A 5,873-nucleotide genomic window follows, 5' to 3' on the forward strand; every position below is an offset into this window, starting at 1 on the left:
ATATTAAGGTTTGGTCACAATAATATAATAAACCTTTTGGAAAATACGCTGTATTTTTTGTATTTTAGCGAATAATTAACGAATATAAATTAGTTTGAACAAGTTCTTTAAGGCATCTTCTACATTATCAAATAGTTCTATGTTTTTTAACAATGGTATTTTGGCACTGCATGAAGGCTTGCATACAATGCCCGTCGATTTCACTCCATACCAAAAAACGCCATCATACTGACTGTCACGGTTGAGTATTGCCTGTATTTTTTCCTTTTCGTCCATTGCTTTTCTGCTTAGGTAAATAGTCTTTCAGCCCTTCCACCGCACCGGCCGACACAGCCCAAAGATAGATGCAGGCAACGCTGCCATAAGGAGAATAGCGACGGCGGTACTTCTCAAACATGGGACGGGTAATCTTGCGGTGGTGATACAGCATCCTCAAACCACGTTGCACAGCTAAGTCTCCGAAACTCAGAATATCAGGGCGTTGCATAGAATGGAGCATCAGCATTTCCGCTGTCCACACACCAATGCCGTCCAATTCCGATAGTTTTGTGCAAACTTCGCTGTCATCCATTTTGCGAAGTGCTTTTATGTCAAATTCGCCAGATGCGATTTTATGCGCTGCAGCCCGTATATATTTCACCTTTTTGAATGTGATATCAAACGATTGCAGTTCTTCAGTTGAAAGACGGAGAATCTTCTCCGGAGTAATCTCGCCAAACGCATCAACCATTTTAAGCCAAATTGTGTTGTGCGCTTTGGTCGAAATCTGTTGCCCTACAATGGAATGGACAAGGGCGGTGAAGAGGTCGGGAATTACCTGCCTTTTCACCATGCCCACTTTGTCTATTACTTCTCCGAGCCGTTTGTCCTTGCTTTTAAGATAGGCAATTTCCTTTTCTCCGTATAGAAAAAATTGCTCCATACTATTTGATGCCAAGATATTCATTGGAATCAGAGGGAGCCTCATTCCGTTCCAAGTTGGTATATTCGCGCACGATTTCGCCAACGGAGATATGGTAACAGTCAAACAGTTTGTTGTGTCCGGCTTTTTGACTCTTGCGATGATTCATCTGGTTGCGCCATCCTGCCGCAGCTTCTTCGCTTTCCCAAAAAGATAACGAAAGGAACTTGCCTTCGTTGTTTACGCTGGCGAAACGCTCCACGCTAATGAATCCCGGCATTTGCTGCAATTCGTCTTTCAAAGCTCCTCCCATTTTGAAATACTCCGCCTTTCCATTGACAGTTGGGGTTACCTCAAAAATTACCACAAATTTACTTCTGGTATTTTGTTTTTCTTCGCTTTTTTTGTTATTCATGTCATAATAGTTTGTATTATGGTGCAAAGTTACAATATTACTTGTTCTTCAGCAACCCGAAAATTGCTTTTTTTTACACAAGCACAGTTAATATTGTGAAAATTTCGCTTGTTGGATTTGAACATACCATTTGTAAAAATACTATTACTTATTCTACCAACTCTTCAAACACCTTTACTACATATTCTGCAATCTCGCAATCCTGCGCTTCCGTACCACCGCCAATGCCGATAGCTCCTACAATCTTTCCATTGACAAAAAGAGGATAGCCGCCTGCTACCAGCGTAATACGAGGGTCATTCGTCTGAATGCCCATTAACGGAGCACCCTCAGCGGCAGCTTGCGCCACCTCTTTTGTCGTGCATTGTGTCACGGCTGCTGTATAGGCTTTCCCCGGAACCAATGTGATACTTAATCCAAAGCATCACCATAACGGCGATAGACACGGGGCAATCCATGACGGTCGGAAACAGCAAAGCTGATGTCAATGCCTAATTCCTTACTTTTCTCACGTGCTAAAATGCACAGCTTGTCACACAATTCGTCTGACAAAATTTCTTTTTCGTTCATTTGAGCCATACAAAATGTTTTTGCGAAGATTGCAAGCAATCCTACGGTAAATAATTTTTCATCTTATTGTTTTAATGGCTGCAAAGTTATATATATATATTTTAGAACGTACAATATGGGATAAATTTATCACAGTATGATTCTTTTTGCATATCATAAAAAATATGAATATTCAGCCCTTGTTCTTAATGGGGATACTTTGCCAAATCATATCTTTTTTGTAATTTTGCACATAAATAAAAATTGAAAGCACATGTATGAATACAAGATTCCCCCGATAGATTTAGATTGTGGTGTGACTATTACACAATATGTTATAGGTGCAAAATGGAAGCGTTTTGGCACATTTCTGACAATCGATACATCCTCTTACGGGTTTGTTGCCAATCCAAAACCATTCCGTCTCAATTCCATTTTCATGTAAGGCTTCTTCTACCAGACCCAAAGCCTGCCAAGTTCCACCTTTTAGGTGAGAACTTCCATTAACCAATAATACTTTCATACACGAGGTTATTTAAGTAAGGGCAAATTGTGTAACATTTCTCTGATGCGAATCGCAGCACGGGGCATCGGTTCGGAAATTGTCAGTCCTACAATTTCTTTTTCTGTCGCAATGTCATTTATAACCCGCACTACTTCTGCTATTTTCATGCCGTCAGGAACAACACCAACAGCAGCTATTATTTCAGCAGGGTCAAGTACATCCATATCGAAATGTACGACAACCTTGGAAGCACCGCACGATTTTAACCATGCCTTTATCGCATTGCTGTCATTTGCAACGTCTTCCGGTGTCAGATGTTGGATTCCGTATTGTCTTTGGCGTGCTTTGATTTCATCTCGTTCCCAATCACGGATGCCAACCAGCAGAATTTTAGATGGGTCGAATTTTGCCGGCAATTCCTCAATAATCTTTTTGTCACCCAATCCCATGCAGGCTGTTACTGCCATTGCATGATAAGCCGGATACACATCACCCGGCAGTGTTATGTCAGGGTGCGCATCTATCCAAACCATTGCCACATCATCCTTGTATTTTTCGGCAAGGTAAGTGAACGGCACAACACTAACGGAACATTCACCGCCAAGCGTTACTATTTTGTCCGGCTGCTCGATTCTTAATATATCCAAGGCTGCTTTTGTTTGGTCTACAAGTATATCCCTATCAAGCACACCATCGGTGATTTTACGCTCTTCAAGTGCAGTGGATATTGGAACAGTAAATGTTTGTTGCCCGTTCTCAGGGGCGAGAAAGTTCAATAACTGTGCTCCCAGATAATATCCCCTTGACGCTTGTTCTGAATCGGGAATTTCGGTTATCCATTGTGCTATGTTTCCGCCTTGCCATTGTGGGTAAATCAAACGGATCGTGTTGTTCCGGTTGTGAGATACATTCATGCTTGCCATTGTCTTTAATTTCATTAGGTTGTGATTTGATTCATGCTATCTGATGAAATTAGTGCTTTGTGGCGTTTCGTCAAGTGTTGGAATACCGAACTTCTCTTTCCCAAGCCCTATGCTTTTGATGAGGAAAGCCATATTCTTTCCGAGTCGGCGCATGGTCTGAAGCCCTTCAGCATCCTGCAATGCTTCGCCCGGTGTACGACCATAGACCATGTTCCAATACTGTGAACTTGCGACAGGCATTCCGCAGATTGTGAAATATTTGTTCAGTACATCAAATGTCGATGACATTCCTCCACGGCGTGCCACAGTGACAGCAGCTCCGACTTTCATCGTCTTGTCAAACTTTGCAGACAGGAACAGCCTGTCAAGGAATGCCATAAGAGTGCCGGCAGGGGAGGCATAATAGACCGGAGAGCCAATGACAAGCCCGTCAGCGTCACGGAACTTTTCTGCAACTTCATTGACACAATCGTCAAATACGCATTTCTTCAGCTCCCCACACTTATAGCAACTGATACATCCACGCACGTTTTTATGCCCGATATGTATTATTTCCGTCTCTATCCCCTCTGCATTAAGCGTTTTCTCCACTTCGTGCAAGGCAAAATATGTGTTGCCCTCTTTTTTAGGGCTGCCGTTGATAAGTAGTACTTTCATATTGTAGATATTAAATTGTTCAGTTTTTCTTTACAGGCTCTATGTGCAGCATGATATGTGTGGATTGTCCGAATTCCTCACGTAGTTTTCTTTCTATAGCAGACGCATGTATGTGCGATTCCTCTATTGTTATGCTGCCAGGAAGACGAAGGTGCATCTCTATCGCAATACGACTGCCAATGCGTCGTGTATGCAGGTTATGGATGTCACTTACAAGCGTATCTTTATAGACTATTGACATGATTCTCTCTTCTGTTTCTTTTGGCAGGCTCTCCTCCAGCAGCTCACCTGATGCCTGCCGTAGGAGTCTGAGGGCAGTACCTATAATCAGTATGCTGACAATGATGGCAGCAATAGGGTCAAGTATGGCCCAGCCATTCCCTAAAAGCACTGCGCCACCGATTCCTATAGCCGTTCCTATCGATGACAAAGCGTCGCTGCGATGATGCCATGCGTTAGCCTCCAGAACTTGTGAATTAATTTCCACAGCAACCTTTCGTGTCATGCGGAAAATCCACTCTTTCAACAATATACTTGCAACAGCGGCAACCAGTGCTATAAGCTCCGGAGATTGCAGTTCGTTCCCTTTTATGACATATATAATCTTCTCTATGCCATTCCAGCCGATGGTTATGGCAACGGCAAGCAGCACCATGCCTATGACAGATGTCGCGATAGTCTCATACTTTCCATGTCCGTAATCATGGTCAGCGTCTGCCGGTCGGCTGCTTATGCGTACGAATAAAATGACAACAATGTCAGTAAGGAAATCGCTGAGCGAGTGCACAGCATCAGCAATCATCGCCGCGGAATGCCCCAAAATGCCTGCTGCGAACTTGATAATCAGCAGTATGAAGTTCACAACACTTCCTGTGAGTGTCACTCTGTATATGCGTTGGTCGCGAGTCATTGTTGTGTAATTATGGATTTTTCATCTGTTTGTCTCATTTTCTGAAAGCGCGAAGAGTTTCCATAGAGGCGCAGCCATCAGTGATTGTCTTATGCTTCCGCTCAGAAGCAATTCCTTCACGTCTTCTTTGCTCATGAGATGCACGGATATATCCTCGGTAGGCTCAAGATGCTGTGTCGAAATCTTTTCCACATCTGTGGCTATGTAGCTGTAGCTCAGGTTTGTCATCGAACTTGGGTTAGGGGAGACAGTCATCCACAGCTCCCATTTTCCATTGCCGTAGCCGGTCTCCTCGTACAGTTCACGCTTGGCAGCGGTGAGTGGCTCTTCTCCGTCATCACATACGCCGGCACAGAGTTCAAAACTTGTTTCGCCGATGCCGTGCCTATACTGGCGAATCATCACAAACTCTCCTTCTTTCGTTATGGCAATGATGTTCACCCAATCAGGGTATTCCAATATGTAGTATTCCGGTATTTCATTGCCGTTAGGAAGCCTGACATGGTCACGCCGTGCCGTAAGCCATGGTCTGCGTATCAGATACTCGCTTTCCAGCACTTCCCATTTTCTGTTCTCATTATTTGCGCTATTCATCTGATTGTTGGTTGGATGGTACGATGTTATATTGCATGCATGTTTCATATTATGCCTGATGCAAAATTAAGCATTTTTTTTGATACTGCAAGCATTTCTGATGCAAAAAGTTATTTTCAAATTCGGACTTGTTTGCCGGTTTGGCAACCTGTAATCAAAAAGCAGGCAACTCTTTCTTTTGGACAGATATGTCGGTATTTTTACTAACATTATATGATAATGAATGTTAAAATATAACTAACTTTGCGAAAGGTAACCATTGACTTTGCAAAAAGTAACACTTTGTACTGTAAAATGTTACCGTTTACAGTATGAATGGTAACCTTTCATACTGTAATCTTTTGACCTGATTTCTATTTTAAGTGAACTTGTTCAAACTAATTTATATTCGTTAATTATTCGCTAAAATACAAAAAATA

Annotated in this window: 10 protein-coding genes; all 10 read right to left on the reverse strand. The window is 42.5% G+C overall.

Annotated features, from left to right (window positions below):
- Nucleotides 1-75: 75 nt before the first annotated feature.
- Nucleotides 76-276: an Ada metal-binding domain-containing protein gene (locus E5358_RS14765; protein ID WP_277821332.1), complete on the reverse strand. Its 201-nt coding sequence runs from the start codon at nucleotides 274-276 to the stop codon at nucleotides 76-78.
- The gene (locus tag E5358_RS14770; protein ID WP_135940924.1) at nucleotides 236-922 is read right to left on the reverse strand and encodes a DNA-3-methyladenine glycosylase family protein; all 687 of its coding nucleotides are present in this window, start codon (nucleotides 920-922) and stop codon (nucleotides 236-238) included. The genes E5358_RS14765 and E5358_RS14770 overlap by 41 nt, the downstream gene beginning before the upstream one ends.
- A gap of 1 nt (nucleotide 923) precedes the next feature.
- Nucleotides 924-1,316, reverse strand: a complete 393-nt coding sequence (locus E5358_RS14775; RefSeq protein ID WP_135940925.1) for an antibiotic biosynthesis monooxygenase family protein — start codon at nucleotides 1,314-1,316, stop codon at nucleotides 924-926.
- 148 nt (nucleotides 1,317-1,464) lie between these two features.
- Nucleotides 1,465-1,719, reverse strand: a complete 255-nt coding sequence (locus E5358_RS15450) for a heme-binding protein (RefSeq protein WP_277821333.1) — start codon at nucleotides 1,717-1,719, stop codon at nucleotides 1,465-1,467.
- A gap of 8 nt (nucleotides 1,720-1,727) precedes the next feature.
- On the reverse strand, nucleotides 1,728-1,895 hold the full coding sequence (locus E5358_RS15455) for a hypothetical protein (RefSeq protein WP_277821334.1): 168 nt from the start codon (nucleotides 1,893-1,895) through the stop codon (nucleotides 1,728-1,730).
- Nucleotides 1,896-2,169: 274 nt separating this feature from the next.
- Nucleotides 2,170-2,388 (reverse strand): NAD(P)H-dependent oxidoreductase, encoded by a 219-nt coding sequence (locus E5358_RS15515; RefSeq protein WP_135940926.1) that lies wholly within the window; start codon nucleotides 2,386-2,388, stop codon nucleotides 2,170-2,172.
- 8 nt (nucleotides 2,389-2,396) lie between these two features.
- Complete coding sequence (locus tag E5358_RS14790) at nucleotides 2,397-3,308, reverse strand: arginase family protein (RefSeq protein ID WP_135940927.1); 912 nt, start codon at nucleotides 3,306-3,308, stop codon at nucleotides 2,397-2,399.
- Nucleotides 3,309-3,329: 21 nt separating this feature from the next.
- On the reverse strand, nucleotides 3,330-3,950 hold the full coding sequence (locus E5358_RS14795; protein ID WP_135940928.1) for a flavodoxin family protein: 621 nt from the start codon (nucleotides 3,948-3,950) through the stop codon (nucleotides 3,330-3,332).
- A 19-nt stretch (nucleotides 3,951-3,969) separates the two neighbouring features.
- Nucleotides 3,970-4,860 (reverse strand): cation diffusion facilitator family transporter, encoded by an 891-nt coding sequence (locus E5358_RS14800; protein ID WP_135940929.1) that lies wholly within the window; start codon nucleotides 4,858-4,860, stop codon nucleotides 3,970-3,972.
- Between the two features lie 21 nt (nucleotides 4,861-4,881).
- Nucleotides 4,882-5,454 (reverse strand): NUDIX hydrolase, encoded by a 573-nt coding sequence (locus E5358_RS14805; RefSeq protein ID WP_135940930.1) that lies wholly within the window; start codon nucleotides 5,452-5,454, stop codon nucleotides 4,882-4,884.
- Between the last annotated feature and the right edge of the window lie 419 nt (nucleotides 5,455-5,873).

The sequence above is a fragment of the Palleniella muris genome, assembly GCF_004792655.1.
Classification (GTDB): domain Bacteria; phylum Bacteroidota; class Bacteroidia; order Bacteroidales; family Bacteroidaceae; genus Prevotella; species Prevotella muris_A.